Raw genomic sequence first — 26,535 nt, forward strand, 5'->3', positions numbered from 1 at the left:
AGCCTGAAAAAACAAAACCCCCGAAGAACGGGGGTTTTGGTGGTTCGGGTGCGGCTTATTCCACCGTCACCGACTTCGCCAGGTTACGCGGCTGGTCAACGTCGGTGCCCTTCAGCACAGCCACGTAATACGACAGCAGCTGCAGCGGGATGGTGTAGAGGATCGGCGACAGGGTGTCGTGGATGTGCGGCATGTTGATGACGTGGGTGCCTTCGCCATTGGTCATGCCGGCCTTCTCGTCGGCGAACACGATCAGTTGGCCGCCACGGGCGCGCACTTCCTGCAGGTTGGACTTGAGCTTCTCCAGCAGTTCGTTGTTCGGCGCGACGGTAACGACTGGCATGTCGTCATCCACCAGGGCCAGCGGACCGTGCTTGAGCTCACCGGCCGGGTAGGCTTCGGCGTGGATATAGGAGATTTCCTTGAGTTTGAGCGAACCTTCCATTGCCACCGGGTATTGCGCACCACGGCCGAGGAACAGGGTGTGGTGTTTGTCGGCGAACAGCTCAGCGACTTTCTCCACAGTGCTGTCCATGGCCAGGGCTTCACCCAGGCGGGCCGGCAGGCGGCGCAGTTCTTCGACCAGGTGTGCCTCGACGCCTTCGCCCAGCGTGCCGCGAACCTGGCCCAGGGACAGGGTCAGCAACAACAGGCCGACCAACTGGGTGGTGAAGGCCTTGGTGGATGCCACGCCGATTTCACGACCGGCCTGGGTCAGCAGGGTCAGGTCGGACTCGCGCACCAGGGAGCTGATGCCGACGTTGCAGATCGCCAGGCTGCCGAGGAAGCCCAGTTCCTTGGCGTTGCGCAGGGCGGCCAGGGTGTCGGCGGTTTCGCCGGACTGGGAGATGGTCACGAACAGAGTGTCGGGCTGCACCACCACCTTGCGGTAGCGGAATTCGCTGGCGACTTCGACCTGGCACGGGATGCCGGCCAGTTCTTCCAGCCAGTAACGGGCGACCATACCGGCGTGGTAGCTGGTGCCGCAGGCGACGATTTGCACGTTGCGCACTTTGGCGAACAGCTCGGCAGCTTGCGGGCCGAAGGCTTGCACCAATACCTGGTTCTGGCTCAGGCGACCTTCCAGGGTGCGTTGCACCACGGCCGGTTGCTCGTGGATTTCCTTGAGCATGAAGTGGCGGAACTCGCCCTTGTCGGCGGCTTCGGCGCCGTCGCGGTACTGCACGGCTTCACGTTCCACGGACTGGCCGTTGACGTCCCAGATGGACACGCTTTCACGGCGGATCTCGGCGATGTCGCCTTCTTCCAAGTACATGAAGCGGTCGGTCACCTGGCGCAGGGCCAGTTGGTCGGAGGCGAGGAAGTTCTCGCCCAGGCCCAGTCCGATCACCAACGGGCTGCCACTGCGGGCGGCGACCAGGCGGTCGGGCTGGCTGGCGCTGATCACGGCCAGGCCATAGGCGCCGTGCAGTTCCTTGACGGTGGCCTTGAGAGCGTTGGTCAGGTCGCCGATGTCCTTGAGCTTGTGGTTCAGCAGGTGGGCGATGACTTCGGTGTCGGTGTCCGAGGTGAAGACATAACCCTGGCCTTTGAGCTGTTCACGCAGCACTTCGTGATTTTCGATGATGCCGTTGTGCACAACCGCCAGGTCACCGGAGAAGTGCGGGTGAGCATTGCGTTCGCACGGCGCGCCGTGGGTGGCCCAACGCGTGTGGGCGATACCCAGGCGGCCTACCAGCGGCTCACCGGCCAACGCTTGTTCGAGTTCGCTGACCTTGCCCGGGCGACGCATGCGCTCAAGCTTGCCGGCGTTGGTAAAGAGCGCCACACCGGCGCTGTCGTAGCCACGGTATTCCAGGCGTTTGAGGCCTTCGAGCAAAATGGCAGTGACGTTTCGTTCAGCGACTGCGCCAACAATTCCACACATGGTTTCTCTCCTAGATGACTGCCGCGCAAATCAGCGTGATGCCGCGGGCTTGAATCTGGTCGCGGGCCTCAAGTGGCAGGCGATCATCGGTAATAAGGGTATGGACGCTGCTCCAGGGCAGTTCCAGGTTGGGGATCTTGCGGCCAATCTTGTCGGACTCGACCATCACCACCACTTCGCGGGCGACTTCGGCCATGACGCGGCTCAGCCCCAGTAATTCGTTGAAGGTGGTGGTGCCGCGCTCCAGGTCGATGCCATCGGCACCAATAAAGAGCTGGTCGAAATCGTAGGAACGCAGTACCTGTTCGGCGACCTGACCCTGGAACGAGTCCGAATGCGGGTCCCAGGTGCCGCCGGTCATCAACAATACCGGCTCGTGTTCCAGGTCGCTCAAGGCGCTGGCCACGTGCAGGGAGTTGGTCATCACCACCAGGCCGGGCTGGTGGCCCAATTCGGGGATCATGGCGGCGGTGGTGCTGCCGCTGTCGATGATGATGCGCGCGTGTTCCCGCAAACGCCGGACGGCCGCACGGGCGATGGCGCGCTTGTAGGCCGAAATGGGCTGTGCCGGATCACCGACCAGTTCCTGAGGCATGGTGATGGCGCCACCGTAGCGACGCAGCAACAGACCGTTACTTTCGAGGGCAGCCAGGTCCTTACGGATGGTGACTTCCGAGGTTTCGAAACGCTTGGCCAATTCGTCCACGCTGACTTCACCTTGCTCGGTGAGCATGGCAAGGATGTTGTGGCGACGTTGGGGTGTATTTCGTTTCGACATGGTGATGATAAGTTTCGTTTCGAAAGATAACGAAGGCAATAAAAACCTATTCATTCAAAATGGTCAAGCATGCGACTGAGTTTTTTGAATCAACACAGATAAAAATGTGGGAGCGGGCTTGCTCGCGAAGGCGGTGTGTCAGTCGGCGCATGCATCAACCGAAAGACCGCCTTCGCGAGCAAGCCCGCTCCCACATAAGTACCGCAGTGTTTCAGGGTTGTGGATAACTCAGGTCTTTTTGATTTTGACCGGGCGTTTCCAGCCGTCGATGTTGCGCTGGCGGGCGCGGGCCACGGCCAACTGGGACTTATCCACATCCTGGTTGATGGTGGAACCTGCGGCGGTGTTTGAACCATCACCGATAGTGACGGGGGCGATCAGCGAGTTGTTGGAGCCGATAAACACGTCTTCGCCAATGGTCGTCTGGTACTTGTTGGCGCCGTCGTAATTGCAGGTGATGGCGCCTGCGCCGATATTGCTGCGGGCACCGATCACTGCATCACCGAGGTAGGCCAGATGGCCGGCCTTGGCGTCGTCGCCCATCCGGGCGTTTTTCAGTTCTACAAAGTTACCCACATGGGCGCGGGCGCCCAGCACGCTGCCCGGACGCAAACGCGCGAACGGGCCGGCATCACTGCCCTCGCCCATCAGCGCACCGTCGATATGGCTGTTGGCCTTGATCACCACACCTTTGCGCAGGGTGCTGTCCTTGATCACGCAGTTAGGCCCGATCACCACGTCATCTTCGATGACCACGCGGCCTTCGAGGATCACGTTGATATCGATCAGCACGTCGCGGCCAACGGTGACGTCACCCCGCACATCGAAACGTGCCGGATCACGCAGCGTCACGCCCAGCGCCATCAGGCGGCGGCCTTCACGCAGTTGGTAGTGACGCTCCAGCTCCGCCAGTTGCTTGCGGTCGTTGGCGCCCTGCACTTCCATCGGGTCGTGGGGCTGTTCGGTGGCTACCACCAGGCCATCGCTGACGGCCATCTCGATGACGTCGGTCAGGTAGTACTCGCCTTGGGCGTTGTTGTTGGACAAGCGGCTCATCCAGTCAGCCAGGCGGTCAGCCGGCACAGCGAGGATGCCGGTGTTGCCTTCAGTGATGGCGCGCTGGGCTTCGCTGGCGTCTTTATGCTCGACGATGGCGGCGACCTTGCCGTCAGCGTTGCGCACGATGCGACCGTAGCCGGTCGGGTCGTCCAACTCGACAGTGAGCAAGCCCATCTGGCCTGGCACCACGTGCTTGAGCAGGCGCTGCAAGGTTTCCACTTCGATCAGCGGCACGTCACCGTAGAGGATCAGCACGGTGTCGGCCTTGATGAACGGCACGGCCTGCGCGGTGGCATGGCCGGTACCCAATTGCTTGTCCTGCAATACGAAATTCAGGTCATCCGCCGCCAGCCGCTCACGCACCACATCGGCACCGTGGCCGATCACCACATGAATGCGCTGTGGATCCAGCTGCCGGGCGCTGTGGATAACATGGCCAAGCATGGAGTTGCCGGCAACCGGGTGCAGCACCTTGGGCAGGGCCGAACGCATACGGGTGCCCTGGCCTGCGGCAAGAATTACGATTTCGAGAGACATGAATGGCTACCAATCCTGGGCGGTCAGACTTCAGACCAAAGAAGTGTTTTGCAAAAAAAGAAAAAGGGTAGCCGAGGCTACCCTTTTTAATCAATCACGCATGAGGCTTGACGGCTTAGCCGCCAAACTTCTTGCGGATCTGCTGGACGGTGCGCAGCTGAGCTGCGGCCTCGGCCAGACGTGCAGCAGCAGAACCGTAGTCGAAATCTGCGCCTTTTTCGTTCAGGGCCTTCTCGGCAGCCTTGACGGCTTCCTGAGCGGAGGCTTCATCCAGGTCGGCAGCACGTTGCACGGTGTCGGCAAGTACCTTGACCATGTTCGGCTGAACCTCGAGGAAACCACCGGAGATGTAAAACACCTCCCGTTCCCCGCCCAGCTTGGTCAGAGTGATCGGACCAGGCTTCAAGGATGTAATCAATGGCGCGTGGCCAAAGTTAATACCCAGGTCGCCCAGTTCGCCGTGTGCAATCACACTCTCGATCTGACCGGAGAAGATTTCCCCTTCCGCGCTGACGATATCGCAATGGAATGTCATAGCCATCTGCTTGCCTCAACCTGATTAGCGCCCGTTACCGGGCGCCGGAATTACAGTTTCTTGGCTTTCTCGATCGCTTCTTCGATGCCGCCGACCATGTAGAACGCTTGTTCTGGCAGGTGGTCGTAGTCACCGTTGAGGATGCCTTTGAAGCCAGCAATGGTGTCTTTCAGGGAAACGTATTTACCCGAGGCACCGGTGAAGACTTCAGCCACGAAGAACGGCTGCGACAAGAAGCGCTGGATCTTACGAGCGCGGGATACCAACTGCTTGTCGGTTTCCGACAGCTCGTCCATACCCAGGATCGCAATGATGTCCTTCAGTTCTTTGTAACGCTGCAGAACGTACTGGACGCCGCGAGCGGTGTCGTAGTGTTCCTGGCCGATGACGTTCGGGTCCAGCTGGCGCGAAGTCGAGTCCAGTGGATCGACCGCTGGGTAGATACCCAGGGAGGCGATGTCACGGGACAGTACGACGGTGGCGTCCAAGTGGGCGAACGTGGTCGCTGGCGACGGGTCAGTCAAGTCATCCGCAGGTACGTATACCGCTTGGATCGAGGTGATCGAACCGTTTTTGGTCGAAGTGATACGCTCTTGCAGAGTACCCATCTCTTCGGCCAGGGTCGGCTGGTAACCTACTGCGGAAGGCATACGGCCCAGCAGTGCGGATACTTCAGTACCGGCCAGGGTGTAACGATAGATGTTGTCGACGAACAGCAGAACGTCGTTACCTTCATCACGGAACTTCTCGGCCATGGTCAGGCCGGTCAGTGCTACGCGCAGACGGTTACCCGGCGGCTCGTTCATCTGACCGTAAACCAGTGCCACTTTGTCCAGAACGTTGGAATCCTTCATCTCGTGGTAGAAGTCGTTACCCTCACGAGTACGCTCACCCACACCGGCGAACACGGAATAACCGCTGTGCTCGATGGCGATGTTACGGATCAGTTCCATCATGTTTACGGTTTTGCCTACACCGGCACCACCGAACAGACCGACTTTACCGCCCTTGGCGAACGGGCAAACCAGGTCGATAACCTTGATGCCGGTTTCCAGCAGGTCGTTGCCGCCCGCTTGTTCCGCGAAGGAAGGCGCAGGACGGTGAATGCCCCAGCGCTCTTCGGTGTCGATTGGACCGGCTTCGTCGATCGGGTTACCGAGGACGTCCATGATCCGGCCCAGGGTCGCTTTACCGACCGGTACGGAGATGGCTGCGCCAGAGTCAGTGACTTCCAGACCGCGCTTCAAGCCTTCGGTGGAACCCATTGCAATGGTACGAACCACACCGTCGCCCAGCTGCTGCTGAACTTCCAGGGTGGTGCCTGCATCGCTTTTGACTTTCAAAGCGTTGTAGATGCTCGGTACGCTGTCGCGTGGGAATTCCACGTCGATAACGGCGCCGATGATTTGAACGATACGTCCGCTACTCATAGCTGGATCCTCTGAATATTTGAACCGTTAAACCGCGGCAGCGCCGCCGACGATTTCCGAGATCTCTTGGGTGATCGCAGCCTGACGCGCCTTGTTGTAGATCAGCTGCAAATCGCTGATCAAATCACCGGCGTTGTCGGTAGCGTTCTTCATCGCGATCATCCGCGCAGCTTGTTCAGCCGCGTTGTTCTCGACCACCGCCTGGTACACCTGCGACTCCACGTAGCGCACCATCAAGCCGTCAAGCAGCTCTTTGGCGTCTGGTTCGTAGAGGTAGTCCCAGTGGTGCTTGAGTTCTTGTTCCGGGGCGGCCACCAATGGAATCAACTGCTCCACGGTAGGCTGTTGCGTCATGGTGTTGATGAACTTGTTGGATACCACGGAGAGGCGGTCAATCCGGCCTTCCAGGTATGCATCCAGCATCACCTTGACGCTGCCGATCAAATCATTGATCGACGGTTCTTCACCCAGGTGGCTGATAGCTGCAACGACGTTACCGCCGAAGTTGCGGAAAAAGGCCGCACCCTTGCTACCGACCACACACAGATCGATCTCGACGCCTTTTTCGCGGTTTACCGCCATGTCCTTGACCAGGGCCTTGAACAGGTTGGTATTCAAACCACCGCACAAACCACGGTCACTGCTCACCACGACATAACCGACGCGCTTTACTTCGCGATCGATCATGAACGGGTGGCGATATTCCGGGTTGGCGTTGGCCAGATGACCAATAACCTGGCGGATACGCTCCGCGTAGGGACGGCTAGCAGCCATGCGCATTTGTGCCTTGCGCATTTTGCTGACCGCCACTTTTTCCATGGCGCTGGTGATCTTTTGCGTGCTTTTGATGCTCGCAATCTTACTGCGAATCTCTTTTGCGCCTGCCATGTAACACCTATCAGGTTAGCAAGCGGGAGCCTCGCGGCCCCCGCTGCGGCTTACCAGGTTTGGGTGGCCTTGAACTTCTCGATACCGGCTTTGATGCCAGCGTCGATGTCGTCATTGAAGTCACCCTTCACGTTGATCTTCGCCATCAATTCGGCGTGATCGCGGTTGAAGTAAGCAATCAGCGCTTGTTCGAAGCTGCCGACCTTGGTGATTTCAACGTCGGTCAGGAACCCACGCTCAGCGGCATACAGCGACAGCGCCATGTCAGCGATCGACATTGGTGCGTATTGCTTCTGCTTCATCAGCTCGGTAACGCGCTGACCATGCTCAAGTTGCTTACGGGTCGCTTCGTCCAGGTCAGAAGCGAACTGGGCGAATGCCGCCAGTTCACGGTACTGAGCCAGAGCGGTACGGATACCACCGGAGAGCTTCTTGATGATCTTGGTCTGAGCGGCACCACCCACACGGGATACCGAAACACCGGCGTTCACTGCAGGACGGATCCCGGAGTTGAACATGGCCGATTCCAGGAAGATCTGACCGTCGGTGATGGAAATCACGTTGGTCGGAACGAACGCGGAAACGTCGCCAGCCTGGGTTTCGATGATCGGCAGTGCGGTCAGGGAACCGGTTTTGCCGGTCACTGCGCCGTTGGTGAACTTCTCTACGTATTCTTCCGAAACGCGGGATGCGCGCTCCAGCAGACGGGAGTGGAGATAGAACACGTCGCCTGGGTAAGCTTCACGGCCTGGTGGACGGCGCAGCAGCAGGGAAATCTGGCGGTAAGCCACTGCTTGCTTGGACAGATCGTCATAAACGATCAGCGCGTCTTCACCGCGGTCGCGGAAGTATTCGCCCATGGTGCAACCGGAGTACGGTGCCAGGAACTGAAGTGCAGCGGATTCGGAAGCACTGGCGGCCACGACGATGGTGTTAGCCAGGGCGCCGTTTTCTTCCAGCTTGCGAACCACGTTGGCGATGGTCGATTGTTTCTGACCGATGGCTACGTAGACGCAGAAAATCCCGCTGTCTTTCTGGTTGATGATCGCGTCGATCGCCAGAGCGGTTTTACCGATCTGACGGTCACCGATGATCAGCTCACGCTGGCCACGGCCGACAGGAATCATGGCATCGACAGCCTTGTAGCCAGTCTGTACAGGCTGGTCTACCGACTTACGCCAGATCACGCCTGGAGCAACTTTCTCGACCGCATCGGTCTCGGTGTTGTTCAGCGGACCTTTGCCGTCAACTGGGTTACCCAGTGCGTCGACAACGCGACCCAGCAGTTCCTTACCAACCGGAACTTCCAGGATGCGGCCTGTGCACTTGGCGCTCATGCCTTCGGCCAGAGTCTGGTAGGAGCCCAATACAACGGCACCTACAGAGTCTTGCTCCAGGTTGAGGGCCATACCGTAGACGCCGCCCGGAAACTCGATCATCTCGCCGTACATTACGTCGGCCAGACCGTGAATCCGCACGATGCCGTCAGATACGCTGACGACAGTGCCTTCGTTACGGGCTTGGGAGGTCACATCGAGCTTGTCGATGCGGCCCTTGATAATTTCACTTATTTCGGAAGGATTGAGTTGCTGCATTGCTCTGCTGCCCCTTCAAACTCAAGATTTCAATGCTTCGGCAAGATTCGCGAGTTTGCCGCGAATCGAGCCATCGATAACCAGGTCGCCGGCGCGAATGATGACACCACCAATCAGGGTGGCATCCTCCGCAACTTGCAGGCGCACTTCCCGGTCGAGTCGTGCACTGAGAACCTTGGCGAGTTTGTCTTGCTGTTCTTGGTTCAATGCAAAAGCACTGGTCACTTCAACATCTACCGATTTCTCTTGTTCGGCCTTGTACAGGTCAAACAGAGCGGCGATCTCCGGCAGAAGCGGGAGACGGTCGTTTTCGGCAACGACGTGGATGAAGTTCTGCACTTTTACATCAAACTTGTCGCCGCACACGTCAATAAACGTGGCGGCCTTGTCTGCGCTCGTCAGTCGCGGGGCCTTGAGCACGCGCTGCATGGTGTCGTCTTGCGACACTGCTGCAGCCAGGCCGAGCATGGCTGACCAAGAGGCCAGCTGCTGGTGGGCCTGGGCGTGCTCGAAGGCTGCCTTAGCGTAAGGTCGGGCCAACGTGGTCAATTCTGCCATGATCGCCCTCGCTTAAATTTCAGCAGCCAGTTTGTTTACCAGCTCCGCGTGCGCGTTTTGATCGATTGTGGCACCCAGGATCTTCTCAGCACCGCCGACGGCCAGAGCACCCAGTTGGGCACGCAGCGCATCTTTGACACCGTTCAGTTCCTGCTCGATCTCGGCTTGAGCCTGAACCTTCACACGGTCAGCGTCGATACGGGCTTTTTCAACAGCCTCTTCAACGATCTGGTTACCGCGTTTCTTGGCTTGCTCAATGATTTCAGCTGCCTGAGCTTTCGCTTCGCGCAGTTGTTGACCCGCTTTATCTTGGGCCAACTCCAGGTCGCGAGCTGCTCGTGCGGCAGCGTCCAGTCCGTCTGCGATCTTCTTCTGACGTTCGTGCAAAGCCGCGATGACCGGAGGCCATACGAACTTCATGCAGAAAACTACAAAAATCAAGAACGCTAAGGACTGACCAATAATGGTTGCATTAATGTTCACGCCAATACCTCGCTCGTTCGTTGCACAACACACCAATCACTCGAAAAAACGAGTGATTAACCGGCGAGTTGACCAACGAAGGGGTTCGCGAAGGTGAAGAACAGAGCGATACCAACACCGATCATGGTCACGGCGTCGAGCAGGCCGGCGACGATGAACATTTTAACTTGCAGCATTGGAACCATTTCTGGCTGACGCGCTGCGCCTTCCAGGAACTTGCCGCCCAGCAGGCCGAAACCAATGGCAGTACCCAGGGCGCCCAGGCCGATCAACAGTGCAACAGCGATAGCGGTTAGACCAACTACAGTTTCCATCTTTCCTCCCGACTTTTACGTCGTATGGTTTAGGTTTTTTAGATTTTAAAGCGGTAAAACAAATCGTTTCATAGCCCTTCAGGGCTACCCTCCCGTTTGACCGGGAGGGACATCAGACTAGTCGAGACTGGTCTTAATGGTTCTCTTCGTGCGCCATCGACAGGTAGACGATGGTCAGCATCATGAAGATAAACGCCTGCAGGGTGATGATCAGGATGTGGAACACAGCCCACGCCCACTGCAGAACAATGCCCAGGCCGCTAAGCCAGAGCAGACCACTGCCGAACATCACAGCGATCAGAATGAACACCAGCTCGCCGGCATACATGTTGCCGAACAGTCGCAGGGCCAGGGAAATCGGCTTGGCGACCAGGGTCACGAACTCCAGCAGGAAGTTCACCGGGATCAGCAGCGCTTGAACGAAGATGTTCTTGCTGCCGAACGGGTGCAGGGTCAGTTCGCCGATGAAGCCGCCGATGCCCTTGATCTTGATGCTGTAGAAAATGATCAACGCGAACACCGACAGGGCCATGCCCAGGGTGGCGTTAGGGTCCGTGGTCGAAACCGCACGGAATGGAATGTGGTGATCGCCGGAGATCAGGATGGCCAGCTGAGGAATCCAGTCGACCGGGATCAGGTCGACGGCGTTCATCAGGAACACCCAGACGAAGATGGTCAGTGCCAACGGTGCAATCACCGCGCTACGACCATGGAAGCTGTCCCGCACGCTGCCATCGACGAATTCGACCAATACTTCAACGAAGTTCTGCAAAGCACCTGGCTGACCGGAAGTCGCCTTCTTTGCCGCCATGCGGAAAATCAGGACGAAGATCAGACCCAATGCGACAGACCAGCCCAGAGTATCCAGGTGGAATGCCCAGAAGCCCATTTCTTTGGCTTCTGCTGCGGAGTGGGCAAAGCCCCAGCCGCCGTTGGGAAGCTGACCGAAGGTCAGGTTCTGCAAGTGGTGCTGGATATAGCCCGAAGCGGTTGTTTCTGCCATGGTTGCCTCAAACGCCCTAAGGTTTCGAAAGTCTTGTTTTCATTAGCAGGGGAGCGAACCAGCTGACCAGTTGGGTCAACACGAAGACGCCGAATACAGCCAGCGGCGCCAATGGCTTCACACCTGCAAAGGTCAGTGCAAACAGCACTGCCGTCAAAATCAATTTCCCCGCCTCGCCGGCATAAAAAGACCGGACGATAGCCTGGGCTGCTCGGGCGCCGGAAAACCGAAAGGCCCTGTGAGCAAAATACATATTGGGCAGCAAGGCTATCAGGCCTCCGCAGAGTCCCGAGTATCCGGCTACGACTCCATACCAATACCAGAGCGCCAAAGAGGCGATCAGTAAAATGACAAATTGAGCCACTAAAACCGGGAAAACGGCCAAGCGATGGAACGGCAACGTGTTTGGCGTGCGGGTTTCCATCACTCTTGCTCCTCAATGGTCGGCTGCCGGAAATCAATAACTTGGCATAATTTGTGCCGACAAAATGCGCGCAGAGTATAGGGGCGGTTCTGCCCCTATTCAACTGCCGGGTAGTGATTTCCGACTGCGCGCTACAGAAGCAATTGTTTCAGCGGATGTGGGCAAGGACGCCCTGAAGCTCATCCAATGAGTTATATCCGATGACCAATTGCCCTTTGCCTTTCTTGCCATGACGAATTTGCACCGCAGAGCCTAGGCGTTCGGCCAGGCGCTGCTCCAGGCGTGCAATATCCGGATCAGGTTTGGCGGTTTCGACCGGTGCAGGTTTGCCACTGAGCCACTGGCGAACCAGGGCCTCGGTCTGACGAACGGTGAGGCCTCGTGCGACAACGTGTCGCGCCCCCTCAACCTGTTGATTTTCCGGCAAACCGAGCAAAGCACGGGCATGACCCATTTCCAGGTCGCCATGGGAAAGCATGGTTTTGATGACTTCCGGCAGCGCGATCAGGCGCAACAGGTTGGACACGGTAACCCGGGACTTGCCCACCGCATCCGCGACTTCCTGCTGAGTCAGTTTGAATTCCTGCTGCAAACGCTGCAGGGCGATCGCTTCCTCGATCGGATTGAGGTCTTCACGCTGGATGTTCTCGATCAACGCCATGGCGATGGCGGTTTCATCCGGCACATCGCGCACCATTGCCGGAATGGTTTCCTTGCCGGCCTGCTGGCTGGCGCGCCAGCGGCGCTCGCCGGCGATGATTTCAAAGCGGCCAGCACCAATCGGGCGCACCACGATCGGCTGCATCACGCCCTGGGCCTTGATCGAATTCGCCAATTCCTCCAGCGCCTGCGGGTCCATGTCCCGGCGCGGCTGGTATTTGCCGCGCTGGATCAGGTCCAGCGGCAGGTGCTGCAGCTCGCGCTCGTCGGCCTGCACTGCCTGTTCTTCAAGCGAAGTGACAGTCGGACCACTCAGCAGTGCATCCAGTCCACGTCCGAGACCTCGTTTCTTGACGGCCATGGGGATTCCTTAAGTTGGCTGGGCTGCAGCGGTGCGTGAATTGCGGCGTTGACGGCGAACCATCTCGCCGGCCAGCGCCAGATAGGCAATGGCGCCGCGGGAAGACTTGTCGTACGCCAGCGCGGGCATGCCATAGCTTGGCGCTTCGGCCAGGCGGATGTTACGTGGAATCACGGTGTCGTAGAGCTGATCGCCGAAGTGTTCCTTGAGCTGTGCCGACACATCGTTCATCAGGCTCAGGCGCGGGTCATACATGGTCCGCAGCAGGCCTTCGATTTGCAGGTTCGGGTTGAGCAACTCGGCGATACGCTTGATGTTATCCACAAGGTCGCTCAAGCCTTCGAGCGCAAAATACTCGCACTGCATGGGGATAATCACCCCGTCGGCCGCAACCAGTGCGTTCAACGTCAGCATCGACAGCGACGGCGGGCAGTCGATCAAAATGTAGTCGTAATTCTCGCGAATCGGCGCCAGAGCGCTGCGCAGACGGCTTTCTTTCATCTGCATTTCCAGCAGCACCACTTCCGCCGCGGTCAAATCGCGGTTGGCAGGCAGCAGTTGATAACCGCCGTGCTCGGAGAAGTGCATGGCCTGGGCCAGGTCGCACTCGCCAATCAGCAAGTCGTAGACCGAGTTTTCCAGGCCGTGTTTATCCACACCGCTACCCATGGTGGCGTTGCCCTGTGGATCGAGATCGATCAACAGCACCCGACGCTTGGTAGCGACCAGGGATGCTGCGAGGTTGATGCAGGTGGTGGTTTTGCCCACGCCACCTTTCTGGTTCGCTATCGCGAATACCTTAGCCATTCTTGCTTGTGTTCCCAATCATGCCGTGCGGCGCAGTATCAGCAGATGGCGTTGGCCTTGGCAACCGGGTACGGCCAAGGCGTGTTCGCTATCGAGGTGGAAGTCTGCCGGCAATGCTAACAGCTCGTCGCTTGGATGAACGCCCTTCATTGCCAGCCAACGGGTATCGCGGTCGCCGAGGTGGCGGGTCCAGTTGCTGAAGTTCTCCATGCTGCTGAACGCCCGGGAAACAATTCCGTTGAAAGGCTGTTCAGGCGTAAAGGCTTCGACGCGACTGTGGATAACTTGCAGGTTATCCAGCTTGAGTTCGAGTTTGACCTGGGTCAGGAAGCGGGTTTTCTTGCCGTTGCTGTCCAGGCAGGTCACTTGCGACTCCGGAAACAGGATCGCCAGCGGGATGCCGGGCATGCCGCCGCCGCTGCCAACGTCGAGCCAGCGGCCGTTTTCGATAAACGGCATCACGCTGAGACTGTCGAGCAGATGGCGGGAGACCATTTCGTCCGGGTCACGCACCGCAGTGAGGTTGTAAGCCTTGTTCCATTTGATCAACAGGGCCAGATAACCCAGCAGCAACTCGTGCTGGGCTTCGGTCAGGTTGACGCCAAGCTGGCGAGCACCTGTGGATAACTCTTCGGCGTGTTGCGAGGTGACCAACGAACTCAAGCGCTTTGCTCCAAATGACGGCCCGCGCCGCGTTTTTTCAAATGAATCATCAACAGCGAAATGGCTGCCGGCGTGACGCCCGGAATACGGGACGCCTGGCCCAGGGTCTCCGGTCGAGTTATCCCCAGCTTGCCTTGGATCTCTTTCGACAGCCCGGAAATGTTTGTGTAATCGATATCCACAGGCAGCTTGGTGTCTTCGCTGGCCCGCAGACGAGCGATCTCATCCTGCTGACGGTCAATGTAACCGGCGTATTTGGTCTTGATTTCGACCTGCTCGGCAACCTGTGGATCTTCTGCGCCAGCGCCGGTGACCGAGATCAGACCAGCGTAGTCGATTTCCGGCCGGGACAGCAGGTTCAGCAAGTTGTATTCGTGAGTCAGCGGCGTGCCGAATTTTTCGGCAATCGCATCGCCTTGCTCGGTGCCCGGGCGAACCCAAGTACTTTTCAGGCGTTGCTCTTCCAACTCGATACTTTCGCGTTTTTTGCAGAAGGCCGCCCAACGCACGTCGTCGACCAGGCCCAATTCGCGACCTTTTTCGGTCAAGCGCAGGTCGGCGTTGTCTTCCCGCAGGATCAGGCGGTATTCGGCCCGGGACGTAAACATCCGGTACGGTTCCTGGGTTCCGAGGGTGATCAGGTCGTCGACCAACACACCGATGTACGCCTCATCGCGACGCGGGCACCAGCTGTCTTTGCCCTGTGCACGCAGTGCCGCGTTGGTTCCGGCCAGCAAACCCTGGGCGCCGGCTTCTTCGTAACCGGTGGTGCCGTTGATTTGCCCTGCAAAGAACAAACCGCCGATGACCTTGGTTTCCAGGCTGTATTTCAGGTCACGCGGGTCGAAGTAGTCGTACTCGATGGCGTAGCCAGGACGCACGATGTGCGCATTTTCCATACCGCGAATCGACTGCACGATCTGGATTTGCACGTCGAACGGCAAGGAAGTTGAAATCCCGTTCGGGTACAGCTCGTGGGTAGTCAGACCTTCCGGTTCGATAAACACCTGGTGGCTTTCCTTGTCGGCAAAGCGGTGGATCTTGTCTTCGATCGACGGGCAGTAGCGCGGGCCAATACCTTCGATCACCCCGGAATACATCGGCGAACGGTCGAGGTTCGCAGCAATGATTTCGTGGGTGCGGGCGTTGGTATGGGTAATCCAGCAACTGACCTGCTTTGGATGCTGTTCCTTGGAGCCCATGAACGACATCACCGGGATCGGTGTATCGCCGGCTTGCTCGGTCATCACCGAGAAATCCACAGACCGGCCATCAATTCGCGGCGGCGTGCCGGTTTTCAGGCGACCAACACGCAGTGGCAGTTCGCGAAGGCGCTGAGCCAAGGCGATTGACGGTGGATCACCGGCGCGGCCACCGGAATAGTTCTGCATACCGATGTGGATAAGTCCGCCGAGGAAGGTACCGGTGGTCAACACCACGGATTCTGCGAAGAAACGCAGGCCCATTTGCGTGACAACACCGCGTACCTGGTCTTGTTCGACGATCAGGTCATCGGCTGCCTGTTGAAATATCCACAGGTTCGGCTGGTTTTCCAGGGTTTCGCGGACAGCGGCCTTGTACAGGATGCGGTCGGCTTGAGCACGTGTGGCTCGTACGGCCGGGCCTTTGCGACTGTTCAATACGCGAAATTGAATACCACCTTTGTCGGTAGCCATGGCCATCGCGCCGCCGAGGGCATCGATTTCCTTGACCAGATGGCTTTTGCCAATCCCGCCAATCGCGGGGTTGCAGCTCATGGCGCCGAGGGTTTCCACGTTATGCGTCAGCAACAGGGTTTTTGCCCCCATGCGTGCTGACGCCAGTGCTGCCTCGGTACCGGCATGACCGCCGCCGATGACGATCACTTCAAAACGGGAAGGGAAATCCACCACGCACCTCGTGCCTGCTTCTGTAGGTAATTAGGAATGAGCGTTCGAGATCAGGTTTTCGAACGAGTCGGCAAGTATAGGGACTTCGCCCTTCCTAAAGAACCCTTTGCACAAAATTTAACCAGCTGTGGATGAATCACGAACAATAGAAATTAAAAGAGAGAAATTTATTAAATCTTTGTTTTTATGTTTATTTCTACTGAGGCATGTTTCTGTGGATAGATCTCTACAGGCCTTTATTTACGATATGTACAGAGATTCTAAAGTCTGTGGTTAGGTGCCAATGAGGCCCTTGGATAAGTGCTTTAAGCCTGTGGATTAAACGGGTGGTTATCCACAGAGGGGTTTTTACTCAGGTTTCAAGCCTGGTTATCAACCGGGCACAGGGGCGGTTATTCACAGGGCTTAATCCACAGAAAATACGGATCCCGATAAGTTTCAGGCAGGCAGATGCCTCCGAAAATCCTCGGTCAGGCAGGAAACAGTTCATTTGCATTTGTGAAACGGGTTGATGGAACGCCTATTGTGAGAAAGCGTCACGGCAGTTAATAATAGTTATTATCATTAACCTGCCTCGTCACCTCTCATGGCCCTTCCCTCGCATACCGTTGCAGTCCAACACATCTATGAGCAGCACCATTCGTGGTTGCACAGCTGGCTCAAGGGAAAGTTGCATAACGCCTGCGATGCAGCTGACGTGGCACACGATACGTTCGTGCGGATCCTGGGGGGCCGCAATGCGACGCAGATCCTCGAGCCCAGGGACTATCTGGCCACAGTTGCCCGGGGACTGGTGATTGACCGCTATCGTCGCCGCGCCATTGAGCAGGCCTATCTGCAAACCCTGGCAGACCGGCCCGAAGCGATCGCAATCAGTGAAGAAGACAAGGCCATCATCATTGAAACCCTCGTTGCTGTGGATAAAGCCTTGTGTGGGCTGGGGGAGCGGGCCAGGCGAATTTTCATGCTGTCCCAGGTCGAAGGCCTGACTTATCAACAGATCGCCGATCAGTTGCGTGTCTCGCTGACCACCGTCAAGAAACATATGGTTCGGGCCCTGACTGAATGCGCCTTGATCATGGCGGGCATGTAATGGCTGCCCCGGATCGCAAGACGTTCGAAGCCGCCGCCAGTTGGTACGTGCAATTTCAATCGCAGCCACCGACACCCGCGCAACAAAGTGCCTGGCAGCAATGGCTCAACGGCGACCCCTCCCATCAGGCGGCCTGGAACCAGATGGAGCAGTTGCAACGTGGCCTCGGTGCGCTACCCAAGGACTTCACCCGTCGTGCGCTCTCGGCCAGTCAACAACGGCGGCAAGTGCTCAAGCTGATGCTGATGCTCGGTGCCGCCGGGTACTTGGGGTGGAACGTTCAACAACACACATCCCTGGGCAACCTCTGGGCTGACTATCGGACCAAGGTCGGCGAACGACGGCGAATCGGGTTGGCCGACGGCACTCAAATTGACCTCAATACGAACACGGCTATCGACGTACTTTTCGATGGGCAGCAGCGACTGGTCCGTTTGCGTGAGGGGGAAGTACTTATCCACACCGGAAAGTCGGGCCGGCAAACACCGTTTTATGTCGAAACCCATGAGGGTCGTGTTCAAGCCTTGGGTACGCGGTTCACTGTTCGCCAACTGCAAGGGTCGACGCGGGTTGGTGTGCTGGAAGACCGGGTCAGCGTGCAACCCGTCGACCAGCCGGCCCATAGCCGAGTGCTCGGACCTGGTGAAAGTGTCGACTTCGGCACGCAAGACGTAGGCCCCAGCCATATCTATCGCGGGAACCAAGCCGCATGGGTCGACGGCCAACTGATCGTTCTGGATGCGCGACTGGGGGATGTCATCGACGAACTGGCGCGCTATCGGCCGGGCGTTATGCAGTGCGATGCCGCATCAGCGCGGCTGCGGGTGTCCGGCACTTTCCGTCTGGATTCCACCGACGCCGTATTGGCCAACCTGCAGGTCACGCTGCCGATCCACGTGAAGTATTTCACGCGCTATTGGGTCTCCGTCACGCTTACAGCTTGATACTGAAAAAATACTCTCAGCGGGGGTTATCTTTTTTTTACCTGGCGCGGCCCTACAGGTAATCACGATGCTACCTTCAGGGCTTACTCACACATGCGCCTTCCTACAAAACTTCGCCAGCGTCTCTCCCATCACGGCATCACGTATGGCTTGCTGCTGGCCACGGCAGCGACTGCCAGCACCTTGCTATGCACTCGGGCCATTGCTGCCAGCCCAGTGCAACATTACGTGATCGCCTCCGGGCCACTCGACAATGCCTTGAGCCAATTCGCGTCGAAGGCCAATGTGATTCTGTCATTCTCGCCGCAGCAGACGGCGCGCCTGCAAAGTCCTGGGCTGGAGGGTGACTACTCGGTGGAGCAAGGGTTTGCGTTATTGCTGCAAAACTCGGGATTGCAGGCGGCGGTTCAAGGCCCCGGCAGCTACGCGCTGCAGCCGGCTGCGAGCGGGGAACAGCTCATGCTGGCCCCCACTACTGTCAGCACGTATCAACAGACTGGGTTCAATCAGGAAATTGCCGGGGACGTAGGTTACAAGGCGCAAAACAGCCGAATCGGTACCAAGACCAGCACACCATTGTCGGAAACCCCGCGCTCGGTGTCGGTGGTGACCGGCCAGCGCATCAAGGATCAAAAATCCCAGACGCTCACAGAAGTGCTGGGCTATGTGCCGGGAATCTTTGCCCCTCCCTTCGCTGCGGGCGACGGGCTGGCCGGTGACTTGTTCTTCATTCGCGGTTTCAACGCCACGGATTATGGCTACGGCCTGCTGCGCGATGGCTTGCGAGTCCAAGGCAACCGGTATGACACCACCAGCGAACCTTATGGCCTGGAACGGGTGGAGATATTCCGTGGCCCTTCTTCCCTGCTCTACGGCGAAAACGCACCCGGTGGCCTGGTCAACCTGGTGAGTAAACACCCGACAGCTACACCACAAGGCGAAGTTCAGCTGACCTACGGTTCTAATAACCGGCGCCAGGTGGGTGTGGATATCTCCGGTCCCTTGGACGACAGCGGCAATATCCTTGGACGGGTGGTGATGCTCGGCAGGAAGTCCGACACCCAGACCGATCACGTTCCCGATGACCGTCTGTATATCGCACCGTCCCTGACCCTCAATTTCGACGACTACAACACCCTGACGCTGCTGGCCAACTACCAGAAAGACCACACCAATCTTGAACTTGGCCTACCTGCAGCAGGCACGTTACTGACCAACCCCAACGGAAAGCTCTCCAAGCACACCATGCTCGGTGACCCGGATTGGAACACCTTCGAACGGGAAACCTGGAGCACCGGCTACGAGTTCAGCCACAGCTTCAACGATGACTGGCAGTTTCGGCAGAACTCGCGCTACATGCAGTCGCGAATCACCCGCCATGAAACCTGGCCAGGCAACCTGAATAATGCGGGGTTCGGCACACAGCTGAACATGAATGCCTACGACCGCTACAACAAATCGATGGTCTACTCGCTGGATAACCAGTTGGAAGGCAAATTCCAGGTAGGCGGGCTGGAAAATACCGTGCTGTTCGGTGCCAGCTATGACCGTACCTCGTTCAGCCAGGATTGGAATGCCGGATTTGCAGGCACGATCAATGTGTATAACCCGGTGTACCTGAGGGATCCATTGACGCCTCTCGCGGTGCAAAACACGTTGCTCGAACAGCAGATGAAAGGTGTTTATGCACAGCTTCAGAGCAAGTATGACCACTGGTTATTCTTGCTCGGCGGGCGGCAGGACTGGGTCGACAGTGATTTTCGCGACAAGGTGGCCAAGGCCGGCAACATCAGCTCTGAAGACCGCAAGTTCACCTATCAGGGCGGGATCATGTACCAGTTCGACAATGGCCTGACGCCATATGTCAGCTACTCGACCGCGTTCGTTCCGGTACAGCAGATCTCCAATGCCGGCACACCGCTGGACCCGATCACCAGCAGTCAATACGAAGTAGGCCTCAAGTACGAGCCGATCGGCTGGGACACGGCGATGACGTTGTCGGTCTATGACTTGCGCAAGCAGGACGACACGTACCTCGACGCCACGACCAATACCTACCGCCAGGTCGGCGAAAGCCGGGCCAAGGGTGTGGAAGTGGAGGTCAACAGCAACCTCACACCTAATTTGAACGTGACTGCGGCCTACACCTACACCGATGCTCGGATTACCAAGGATTCGGCAACGTCGCTCGTGGAAGGTCACCAGATGACCGGTGTTCCGCGTAATCAGGCTTCGGTCTGGGGCAAATACCGCTTTCTTGATGGCCAGCTCAAGGGCTTGTCCGTCGGTGGCGGCGTGCGCTACTTCGACAGCACTTTCGCTTACACCGCGCCTTCTCTATACGGGAAGCTGGATGCTGGAAGCGTGACGTTGGTGGATGCCGCCATTGGTTACCAGATTGACCAGCACTGGTCGGTAGACGTGAACGCGAAGAACCTGTTCGACAAGGAGTATGTGTCCGGCTGCAACGATGCGGGCCGCTGCTACTGGGGTGAAAGCCGGACGCTACTCGGAACTGTTTCCTACAACTGGTAACCAGCCAGCTGTGGATAACCGCCTATTTCCCGATACAGAAGCTTGAAAAGATCCGCCCCAACAAATCATCGGAGCTGAATGCGCCGGTGATCTCACCCAACAGCTGCTGCGCCTGGCGTAAATCCTCAGCCAGCAGCTCACCGGCTCCTGCCAGCGTCAGTTGCGCACGGCCATGCTCGAGGGCGGCGCTGGCATGCCGCAGTGCCTCCAGGTGCCTGCGACGAGCGCTGAAGCTGCTTTCCGAAGTCTGCTCGTAGCCCATGCACGCTTTCAGATGATCGCGCAGCAGTTCCAGCCCTTCTCCTGCAGCCTTGGCACTCAAGCTGATTGTCACGTGGCCATCTTCACTGACTTCCAGGGCAATTGCCTCGCCCGTCAGGTCAGCCTTGTTGCGAATCAGCGTGACCTTGGCCGGGTCCGGCCGTTGTTCGAGGAATTCCGGCCACAGTGCGAACGGGTCTGCAGCCTCTGGCGCGGTGGCATCCACCACCAGCAACACGCGGTCAGCTTCCGTGATGGCCTTCAACGCGCGTTCCACCCCGATCTTTTCCACCTGGTCATCGGTGTCACGCAGTCCAGCGGTGTCCACCACATGCAGGGGCATGCCATCGATGTGGATATGTTCGCGCAGGATATCCCGCGTGGTGCCGGCGATCTCGGTGACGATCGCGGCCTCTCGCCCGGCCAGGGCATTGAGCAGGCTCGACTTGCCGGCGTTGGGACGGCCGGCAATCACCACGGTCATACCGTCACGCAGCAAGGCACCTTGCCCGGCTTCGCGCAGCACTGTGGATAACTCATCGCGAACCTTATCCAGCATCGCCAGGACATGGCCATCGGCAAGGAAGTCGATTTCTTCCTCCGGGAAATCAATCGCGGCCTCCACGTAGATGCGCAAGCTGATCAATTGCTCGGTGAGGTTATGCACACGCAGGGAAAACGCGCCCTGCAACGAGCGCAACGCATTGCGCGCAGCTTGTGCAGAGCTGGCTTCGATCAGGTCGGCAATCGCCTCGGCCTGGGCCAGGTCGAGTTTGTCGTTGAGGAACGCGCGTTCGCTGAATTCACCCGGACGTGCCAGGCGGCAACCCAACTGCAGGCAACGCTGCAGCAGCATGTCCAGAACGATCGGGCCGCCGTGGCCTTGCAGCTCCAGGACGTCTTCGCCGGTAAAGGAGTTCGGCCCCGGGAAATAAAGGGCGATACCTTCATCCAGCACTTCTTCATCAGCACCTAAAAACGGCCCGTAATGCGCATACCTCGGCTTCAGTTCCCGCCCGCTGATGGCCTGGGCCGCCACGCTGGCGAGCGGCCCGGAAATACGAACGATACCGACACCACCACGACCTTGAGCGGTGGCGACAGCGGCGATGGTTTCACGAGGAGCGCTCATGGCGGGTACCCGGATAAAAGTGACAGAAAGCAAAACGCCCCACTAGGGGGCGTCTTGAGTGGTGTTATCCACAGAGTAAATTACGCCTCGGCTTTTTTGGTAGCCGCTTCGATTTTACGTGTGATGTACCACTGTTGGGAGATCGACAGGCAGTTGTTGACCACCCAGTACAGCACCAGACCAGCCGGGAACCACAGGAAGAAGAAGGTGAAGATGATTGGCATCATTTTCATTACCTTGGCCTGCATCGGGTCCGGCGGAGTCGGGTTCAGGCGCTGCTGGATGAACATGGTCGCGCCCATGATGATCGGCAGGATAAAGAACGGGTCTTTGATCGACAGGTCAGTTATCCACAACATGAACGGAGCCTGGCGCATTTCCACGCTTTCCAGGAGCACCCAGTACAGCGACAGGAATACCGGCATCTGCACCAGAATCGGCAAGCATCCACCCAACGGGTTGATCTTCTCTTTCTTGTACAGCTCCATCATGGCCTGGGACATTTTCTGCCGGTCATCGCCATGTTGTTCTTTCAGCGCAGCCAGTTTCGGGGCCACGGCACGCATACGCGCCATCGACTTGTAGCTGGCGGCCGACAGTGGGAAGAAGATCCCCTTGATCAGCATGGTCAGCAGGATAATCGAGAAGCCCCAGTTACCCACAATGCTGTGGATATGTTGCAGCAGCCAGAAAATCGGCTGGGCAATGAACCACAGAATGCCGTAATCCACAGTCAGTTCCAGACCTGGGGATAACTCTTTGAGGACTGCCTGGCTCTTCGGACCGGCGTACAACGTGGCGCTGGCTTCAGCCTTGGCACCCGGAGCGACGGTCAACGTCGGGCCAGTAAAGCCAATGATGTAGTTGCCTTGGCTGTCTTTGCGGGTTTGAACCAGGTTGGCATCACCTTTGTTCGGGATCCATGCGGTCACGAAGTAGTGTTGCAACCAGGCAACCCAGCCACCTTGAACGGTTTCTTTCAGCGCGCCCTTGTCGATATCTTTCATCGACACTTTTTTGTACGGCTCGCTACTTGTCCACAGGGCTGCGCCCAGGTACGTCGCGGTGCCGGTGGCGGTGCTGGAAGAAGGATCGGCGCTGTTGTCACGCTTGAGCTGGGCAAACAGGTTGCCCGTCCACGGCTTCGCGCTTTCGTTGTCGATCAGGTAAGTGACTTTCAGATCGTACAAACCGCGGGTGAAGCTGAAACGCTTGATGTAGTTGACGCCGTCGTGACTGAATTTCAGGTCGACGTTCAACTGGTTCTGGCCATCGGCCAGTTGATAAGTCTTCTGTTCGGTCGAATAAACCGGACGACCGGTAGCACGAGCATCCGGACCGTCAGTACCGGTCAGGCCACTTTGCGCCAGATATACACGTTCGCCACCGTTATCGAACAGCTGGAACGGAACATCCGGATGGTCTTGGCGACGTGGATACAGCGGCAGCTTGAGCTGGGCGATATCACCACCCTGTGGGTCGATTGCCAGGTCCAGTACATCCGTTTTTACATGGATGAGGTCTTTATTGGTGACGACCGGGGTTTCTACCGGGGTACTGGTATCGGCATTCGCGCTGGGTACATCGGCACTGGCGGCAGCATTGTTACCCAGTGGCGTATCCGGAATAGCCGGCGCCGACTGATTGGTAGCAACATTCTGAGTCGGCAGGGCAGCTTGGCCATAATCCTGGTTCCACTTAAGAACCATAGAGTAGGACACGATTGCCAGGGCGACGATCAGGATCGTGCGTTTAATATCCATGATTACTCGGCCATCGAAGAAGAACGGGAGGTAGGGATAGGCGGAACCGGGTCATAACCACCGGGATTCCACGGATGACAGCGACCTAAACGACGAAAGGTCAGCCAGCCACCGCGCAGAAGGCCATGATTTTCTATGGCTTCCAACGCGTAGCAGGAACAACTGGGGTAGAAACGACAGTGGTTTGCCATCAGGGGACTAATGGCATAGCGGTAAAACTGGATCGGAACGAGGGCCAGTTTACGCATCAGTACTGTCTACCCCTACAGTTTCGGTGCTGACAGCTGGTGCTGGCTTGTTGGTACGAGCCAAACGTTTCCAGAGCTTGCCGAAATGCTGAATCAATTCGGGGTTTTCTACGTCCCCCAAGCCTTTGCGCGCGACGATAACAATATCCCAACCAACCAGAGTTTCCTGGTGGAGGCGAAACGATTCGCGCATCAGACGCTTGAGGCGATTGCGCTCAACGGAGAGCTTTACGCTCTTCTTGCCGATCACCAACCCGAGACGGGGGTGATCCAGATCGTTGTTACGCGCAAGGAGCAGGAGATTTTTCCCCGGAACCTTGCCGGTGGGGGAGTCAAAGACTGCCTTGAAATGCCGGGGGGTTAGCAGACGCTTTTCCCGACTGAAGTCCTGACTCACCACCAGTACCGGATTATCAAACTGCCAGACGCGCACGACCTTTGGCGCGGCGACGCGACAGGACAGCACGGCCGTTCTTGGTGGCCATGCGAGCACGGAAGCCGTGAGTACGGGCGCGTTTGATGGTGCTTGGTTGGAAAGTACGTTTCATGGCGTGTTACCTGGTTCGTCCACAACGGGCCGGAATGGCCCCCGTTTTAAGAGACCGGCGATTCTAGAGAAAGCAAGCCTCTAGGTCAATTTCCAACCAGCTTTTCCTTTAATTAGATATCTGGAGGCCTGCGGACCGAATCCGGGCGATTCGCCTTTCACGAGCAATGCCATAGATATAAAAATAAAGAAGGAAGTTATTTAAAGCTTTTCTGTAAAGCTTATAAAAGCTAGGCACCCCATCTTCTGTGGATAACTGCCTTGAGGCCATATTCTACGGGCTGTACAGAGAATGACAACACGGGGGAGAAACGGTGCTCTGCCTGTGCTGCGCTATCGGATAAGCTGTGTGTGGAATGGCTAGTTATCCACAGGCCAGTTACCCACAGACTTTCGACCCCACTTGTACAACGAGCTTAGGGGCGCTTATCCACAGAGCTTATGCACAGACCATTTGTCGCCTTTTTTACGGTTAAGGCATTGATTCTTGGCGCCCTGTGAGCAACCTACATGTGGATAAGTGGGCGGCTGGCCGCTACAATGGCGGCTGTTTTTGCCTCACCGGCTTTCAACTTAGGGGATATCCGTGTCAGTGGAACTTTGGCAGCAGTGCGTGGAGCTTTTGCGCGATGAGCTGCCTGCCCAGCAATTCAACACCTGGATCCGTCCGCTACAGGTCGAAGCCGAAGGCGACGAGTTGCGTGTCTACGCACCCAATCGTTTTGTTCTCGACTGGGTCAACGAGAAATACCTGAGCCGCGTTCTCGAATTGCTCGATGAACATGGCAACGGGCTTGCTCCGGTGCTCTCCTTATTAATAGGCAGCAAACGTAGCTCGGCACCTCGTGCTGCGCCGAATGCACCGTTGGCAGCCAGTGCCTCCCAGGCTCAGGCCGCTGCGGCACCTGTTAATAACTCGCCAGCCCCGGTCGCCCAGACGCCTTCGAAATCCTCGTCGCAGAAAAACGCGCCTATAAATGAAGAGCCGTCCCGCGACAGCTTTGACCCAATGGCCGGCGCCAGCTCACAACAGGCCCCGGTTCGTGCCGAACAGCGCACCGTCCAGGTAGAGGGTGCGCTCAAGCACACCAGCTATCTGAACCGCACGTTCACCTTTGAGAACTTTGTCGAAGGTAAATCCAACCAGCTGGCCCGCGCGGCTGCCTGGCAGGTCGCCGACAATCCCAAGCACGGTTACAACCCGCTCTTCCTTTATGGTGGCGTTGGCTTGGGTAAAACTCACTTGATGCACGCCGTGGGTAACCACCTATTAAAGAAGAACCCGAATGCCAAGGTCGTGTACCTGCACTCGGAGCGCTTCGTGGCCGATATGGTCAAGGCGTTGCAGCTCAACGCCATCAACGAGTTCAAGCGGTTCTACCGTTCCGTTGATGCCTTGCTGATCGATGACATTCAATTCTTCGCCCGCAAGGAACGTTCCCAGGAAGAGTTTTTCCACACGTTCAACGCGTTGCTCGAAGGTGGCCAGCAGGTCATCCTGACCAGTGACCGTTATCCGAAGGAAATCGAAGGCCTGGAAGAGCGCCTGAAGTCGCGCTTCGGCTGGGGCCTGACCGTAGCGGTAGAACCGCCGGAGCTTGAAACCCGCGTCGCGATCCTGATGAAAAAGGCCGACCAGGCCAAAGTCGACCTGCCGCACGACGCCGCGTTCTTTATCGCCCAGCGCATTCGCTCCAACGTGCGTGAACTGGAAGGCGCACTCAAGCGGGTCATCGCTCACTCGCACTTCATGGGTCGTGACATCACCATCGAGCTGATTCGCGAATCCCTGAAAGACCTGCTGGCGTTGCAAGACAAGCTGGTGAGTGTGGATAACATCCAGCGCACCGTGGCCGAGTATTACAAGATCAAGATTTCCGACCTGCTGTCCAAGCGCCGTTCGCGCTCGGTAGCACGTCCCCGCCAGGTAGCGATGGCGCTCTCGAAAGAGCTGACCAACCACAGCCTGCCGGAAATTGGTGATGTGTTTGGCGGTCGCGACCACACCACGGTCTTGCACGCGTGCCGCAAGATCAACGAACTTAAGGAATCCGACGCGGATATTCGCGAGGACTACAAGAACCTGCTGCGTACACTGACTACTTGATGAACACCAGCGCAGCTTATTAAGGCAAGGGAC

General features: G+C 57.7%; 25 protein-coding genes. 4 read left to right on the forward strand and 21 right to left on the reverse strand.

The annotated features are described in order from the left end of the window. Positions 1–55: 55 nt before the first annotated feature. The 16 genes from glmS to mnmG form a co-directional block, all read right to left on the reverse strand. The gene (glmS, locus tag HX801_RS17125; protein WP_008439539.1) at positions 56–1,888 is read right to left on the reverse strand and encodes a glutamine--fructose-6-phosphate transaminase (isomerizing); all 1,833 of its coding nucleotides are present in this window, start codon (positions 1,886–1,888) and stop codon (positions 56–58) included. A 10-nt stretch (positions 1,889–1,898) separates the two neighbouring features. Next, positions 1,899–2,666, reverse strand: coding sequence for a DeoR/GlpR family DNA-binding transcription regulator (locus HX801_RS17130; protein WP_003213539.1), 768 nt, complete (start codon positions 2,664–2,666; stop codon positions 1,899–1,901). Positions 2,667–2,894: 228 nt separating this feature from the next. Beyond that, a complete protein-coding gene (glmU, locus tag HX801_RS17135; protein ID WP_177022415.1) occupies positions 2,895–4,262 on the reverse strand; it encodes a bifunctional UDP-N-acetylglucosamine diphosphorylase/glucosamine-1-phosphate N-acetyltransferase GlmU in 1,368 nt (455 codons plus the stop codon). 115 nt (positions 4,263–4,377) lie between these two features. Continuing rightward, a complete protein-coding gene (locus tag HX801_RS17140) occupies positions 4,378–4,803 on the reverse strand; it encodes a F0F1 ATP synthase subunit epsilon (protein ID WP_008439541.1) in 426 nt (141 codons plus the stop codon). A gap of 44 nt (positions 4,804–4,847) precedes the next feature. Beyond that, positions 4,848–6,227, reverse strand: coding sequence for a F0F1 ATP synthase subunit beta (atpD, locus tag HX801_RS17145; protein ID WP_003213545.1), 1,380 nt, complete (start codon positions 6,225–6,227; stop codon positions 4,848–4,850). A gap of 27 nt (positions 6,228–6,254) precedes the next feature. Then, positions 6,255–7,115 carry a F0F1 ATP synthase subunit gamma gene (gene atpG / locus HX801_RS17150; RefSeq protein WP_003213547.1) on the reverse strand — a complete coding sequence of 287 codons (861 nt, stop codon included), beginning with the start codon at positions 7,113–7,115 and terminating at the stop codon, positions 6,255–6,257. Positions 7,116–7,165: 50 nt separating this feature from the next. Continuing rightward, a complete protein-coding gene (atpA, locus tag HX801_RS17155) occupies positions 7,166–8,710 on the reverse strand; it encodes a F0F1 ATP synthase subunit alpha (protein ID WP_003213549.1) in 1,545 nt (514 codons plus the stop codon). Between the two features lie 21 nt (positions 8,711–8,731). Continuing rightward, positions 8,732–9,268: a F0F1 ATP synthase subunit delta gene (locus tag HX801_RS17160; protein WP_003213551.1), complete on the reverse strand. Its 537-nt coding sequence runs from the start codon at positions 9,266–9,268 to the stop codon at positions 8,732–8,734. A 12-nt stretch (positions 9,269–9,280) separates the two neighbouring features. Beyond that, positions 9,281–9,751, reverse strand: coding sequence for a F0F1 ATP synthase subunit B (locus tag HX801_RS17165; RefSeq protein WP_008439543.1), 471 nt, complete (start codon positions 9,749–9,751; stop codon positions 9,281–9,283). A gap of 56 nt (positions 9,752–9,807) precedes the next feature. Then, positions 9,808–10,065 (reverse strand): F0F1 ATP synthase subunit C, encoded by a 258-nt coding sequence (gene atpE, locus HX801_RS17170; RefSeq protein ID WP_002555987.1) that lies wholly within the window; start codon positions 10,063–10,065, stop codon positions 9,808–9,810. Positions 10,066–10,198: 133 nt separating this feature from the next. Then, positions 10,199–11,068 (reverse strand): F0F1 ATP synthase subunit A, encoded by an 870-nt coding sequence (atpB, locus tag HX801_RS17175; protein ID WP_003213554.1) that lies wholly within the window; start codon positions 11,066–11,068, stop codon positions 10,199–10,201. Between the two features lie 16 nt (positions 11,069–11,084). Further along, positions 11,085–11,492, reverse strand: a complete 408-nt coding sequence (locus HX801_RS17180; protein ID WP_003213556.1) for a F0F1 ATP synthase subunit I — start codon at positions 11,490–11,492, stop codon at positions 11,085–11,087. 148 nt (positions 11,493–11,640) lie between these two features. Further along, a complete protein-coding gene (locus HX801_RS17185) occupies positions 11,641–12,513 on the reverse strand; it encodes a ParB/RepB/Spo0J family partition protein (protein ID WP_063033750.1) in 873 nt (290 codons plus the stop codon). 9 nt (positions 12,514–12,522) lie between these two features. After that, a complete protein-coding gene (locus HX801_RS17190) occupies positions 12,523–13,320 on the reverse strand; it encodes a ParA family protein (protein ID WP_003213559.1) in 798 nt (265 codons plus the stop codon). Positions 13,321–13,338: 18 nt separating this feature from the next. Then, positions 13,339–13,983 carry a 16S rRNA (guanine(527)-N(7))-methyltransferase RsmG gene (gene rsmG / locus HX801_RS17195; RefSeq protein WP_003213561.1) on the reverse strand — a complete coding sequence of 215 codons (645 nt, stop codon included), beginning with the start codon at positions 13,981–13,983 and terminating at the stop codon, positions 13,339–13,341. Beyond that, on the reverse strand, positions 13,980–15,872 hold the full coding sequence (mnmG, locus tag HX801_RS17200; RefSeq protein ID WP_177022416.1) for a tRNA uridine-5-carboxymethylaminomethyl(34) synthesis enzyme MnmG: 1,893 nt from the start codon (positions 15,870–15,872) through the stop codon (positions 13,980–13,982). The genes rsmG and mnmG overlap by 4 nt, the downstream gene beginning before the upstream one ends. A gap of 586 nt (positions 15,873–16,458) precedes the next feature. Here mnmG and HX801_RS17205 point away from each other — a divergent pair. The 3 genes from HX801_RS17205 (at position 16,459) to HX801_RS17215 (ending at position 20,444) form a co-directional block, all read left to right on the forward strand. Then, positions 16,459–16,965 (forward strand): sigma-70 family RNA polymerase sigma factor, encoded by a 507-nt coding sequence (locus tag HX801_RS17205; RefSeq protein ID WP_008439546.1) that lies wholly within the window; start codon positions 16,459–16,461, stop codon positions 16,963–16,965. Beyond that, a complete protein-coding gene (locus tag HX801_RS17210) occupies positions 16,965–17,909 on the forward strand; it encodes a FecR domain-containing protein (protein WP_087694576.1) in 945 nt (314 codons plus the stop codon). Before HX801_RS17205 ends, HX801_RS17210 begins: the two co-directional genes overlap by 1 nt. A gap of 93 nt (positions 17,910–18,002) precedes the next feature. Then, on the forward strand, positions 18,003–20,444 hold the full coding sequence (locus HX801_RS17215) for a TonB-dependent siderophore receptor (RefSeq protein ID WP_102370204.1): 2,442 nt from the start codon (positions 18,003–18,005) through the stop codon (positions 20,442–20,444). A gap of 22 nt (positions 20,445–20,466) precedes the next feature. Here the strand turns inward: HX801_RS17215 and mnmE are convergent, their stop codons facing one another. The 5 genes from mnmE to rpmH form a co-directional block, all read right to left on the reverse strand. Beyond that, positions 20,467–21,837: a tRNA uridine-5-carboxymethylaminomethyl(34) synthesis GTPase MnmE gene (mnmE, locus tag HX801_RS17220; RefSeq protein WP_134327611.1), complete on the reverse strand. Its 1,371-nt coding sequence runs from the start codon at positions 21,835–21,837 to the stop codon at positions 20,467–20,469. 80 nt (positions 21,838–21,917) lie between these two features. Next, positions 21,918–23,600: a membrane protein insertase YidC gene (gene yidC, locus HX801_RS17225; protein ID WP_003213572.1), complete on the reverse strand. Its 1,683-nt coding sequence runs from the start codon at positions 23,598–23,600 to the stop codon at positions 21,918–21,920. Positions 23,601–23,602: 2 nt separating this feature from the next. Further along, the gene (gene yidD, locus HX801_RS17230; protein WP_003213574.1) at positions 23,603–23,848 is read right to left on the reverse strand and encodes a membrane protein insertion efficiency factor YidD; all 246 of its coding nucleotides are present in this window, start codon (positions 23,846–23,848) and stop codon (positions 23,603–23,605) included. Beyond that, the gene (gene rnpA, locus HX801_RS17235; RefSeq protein WP_010168490.1) at positions 23,841–24,245 is read right to left on the reverse strand and encodes a ribonuclease P protein component; all 405 of its coding nucleotides are present in this window, start codon (positions 24,243–24,245) and stop codon (positions 23,841–23,843) included. Before rnpA ends, yidD begins: the two co-directional genes overlap by 8 nt. A gap of 16 nt (positions 24,246–24,261) precedes the next feature. Next, positions 24,262–24,396: a 50S ribosomal protein L34 gene (gene rpmH / locus HX801_RS17240; protein WP_003213577.1), complete on the reverse strand. Its 135-nt coding sequence runs from the start codon at positions 24,394–24,396 to the stop codon at positions 24,262–24,264. 585 nt (positions 24,397–24,981) lie between these two features. On the opposite strand from rpmH, the gene dnaA reads away from it, so the two are divergent. Beyond that, positions 24,982–26,502, forward strand: coding sequence for a chromosomal replication initiator protein DnaA (gene dnaA, locus HX801_RS17245; protein WP_032868695.1), 1,521 nt, complete (start codon positions 24,982–24,984; stop codon positions 26,500–26,502). Positions 26,503–26,535 lie beyond the last annotated feature (33 nt).

It is taken from the genome of Pseudomonas sp. G1002, assembly GCF_013385455.1.
Lineage (GTDB): Bacteria > Pseudomonadota > Gammaproteobacteria > Pseudomonadales > Pseudomonadaceae > Aquipseudomonas.

Bases quoted from the DNA above. Each gene is read 5' to 3' on its own strand.
- HX801_RS17180 (WP_003213556.1), bottom strand. From the start codon at position 11,492: ATGGAAACCCGCACGCCAAACACGTTGCCGTTCCATCGCTTGGCCGTT.
- HX801_RS17205 (WP_008439546.1), top strand. From the start codon at position 16,459: ATGGCCCTTCCCTCGCATACCGTTGCAGTCCAACACATCTATGAGCAG.
- HX801_RS17160 (WP_003213551.1), bottom strand. From the start codon at position 9,268: ATGGCAGAATTGACCACGTTGGCCCGACCTTACGCTAAGGCAGCCTTC.
- mnmE (WP_134327611.1), bottom strand. From the start codon at position 21,837: ATGAGCGCTCCTCGTGAAACCATCGCCGCTGTCGCCACCGCTCAAGGT.
- atpG (WP_003213547.1), bottom strand. From the start codon at position 7,115: ATGGCAGGCGCAAAAGAGATTCGCAGTAAGATTGCGAGCATCAAAAGC.
- HX801_RS17140 (WP_008439541.1), bottom strand. From the start codon at position 4,803: ATGGCTATGACATTCCATTGCGATATCGTCAGCGCGGAAGGGGAAATC.
- yidC (WP_003213572.1), bottom strand. From the start codon at position 23,600: ATGGATATTAAACGCACGATCCTGATCGTCGCCCTGGCAATCGTGTCC.
- atpE (WP_002555987.1), bottom strand. From the start codon at position 10,065: ATGGAAACTGTAGTTGGTCTAACCGCTATCGCTGTTGCACTGTTGATC.
- HX801_RS17215 (WP_102370204.1), top strand. From the start codon at position 18,003: ATGCGCCTTCCTACAAAACTTCGCCAGCGTCTCTCCCATCACGGCATC.
- HX801_RS17185 (WP_063033750.1), bottom strand. From the start codon at position 12,513: ATGGCCGTCAAGAAACGAGGTCTCGGACGTGGACTGGATGCACTGCTG.
- glmS (WP_008439539.1), bottom strand. From the start codon at position 1,888: ATGTGTGGAATTGTTGGCGCAGTCGCTGAACGAAACGTCACTGCCATT.
- atpB (WP_003213554.1), bottom strand. From the start codon at position 11,068: ATGGCAGAAACAACCGCTTCGGGCTATATCCAGCACCACTTGCAGAAC.
- atpA (WP_003213549.1), bottom strand. From the start codon at position 8,710: ATGCAGCAACTCAATCCTTCCGAAATAAGTGAAATTATCAAGGGCCGC.
- HX801_RS17190 (WP_003213559.1), bottom strand. From the start codon at position 13,320: ATGGCTAAGGTATTCGCGATAGCGAACCAGAAAGGTGGCGTGGGCAAA.
- glmU (WP_177022415.1), bottom strand. From the start codon at position 4,262: ATGTCTCTCGAAATCGTAATTCTTGCCGCAGGCCAGGGCACCCGTATG.
- rpmH (WP_003213577.1), bottom strand. From the start codon at position 24,396: ATGAAACGTACTTTCCAACCAAGCACCATCAAACGCGCCCGTACTCAC.
- atpD (WP_003213545.1), bottom strand. From the start codon at position 6,227: ATGAGTAGCGGACGTATCGTTCAAATCATCGGCGCCGTTATCGACGTG.
- HX801_RS17210 (WP_087694576.1), top strand. From the start codon at position 16,965: ATGGCTGCCCCGGATCGCAAGACGTTCGAAGCCGCCGCCAGTTGGTAC.
- yidD (WP_003213574.1), bottom strand. From the start codon at position 23,848: ATGCGTAAACTGGCCCTCGTTCCGATCCAGTTTTACCGCTATGCCATT.
- HX801_RS17130 (WP_003213539.1), bottom strand. From the start codon at position 2,666: ATGTCGAAACGAAATACACCCCAACGTCGCCACAACATCCTTGCCATG.